General features: G+C 68.1%; 1 pseudogene. It reads left to right on the top strand.

Going from position 1 to position 263, the window contains the following annotated elements:
* Positions 1-263, top strand: a pseudogene (locus tag BFF77_RS37515) (lipase); the annotation flags it as partial.

The following is a 263-nucleotide window of genomic DNA, read 5'->3' as shown; positions in this document are numbered from 1 at the left end:
GTGGTGCGGCAGATGCGGCCCGGATCGGCCCTGATCGAGGAGCTGAGGCTGCCCGCGCCCGGCTGCCGTACCCGCTTCGTGAGCTTCTGGAGCGATCTCGACCAGCTCATGGACCCGGTGGAGACCGCACGTATCGACCACCCCGATCTCCTCACGCAGAACGTGCGCGTCAGCGGTCTCGGCCATCTCACCCTGCCGGTTCACCCATCGGTCGCGGCCGGCGTACGCCAGGTACTCGAATCCGGATTCCTGCCCGATCTCGG

Source organism: Streptomyces lushanensis, assembly GCF_001700515.1.
Classification (GTDB): domain Bacteria; phylum Actinomycetota; class Actinomycetes; order Streptomycetales; family Streptomycetaceae; genus Streptomyces; species Streptomyces lushanensis.
The sequence above is the reverse complement of the archived record's forward strand: the minus strand, read 5'-3'. Positions and strand labels throughout refer to the sequence as shown.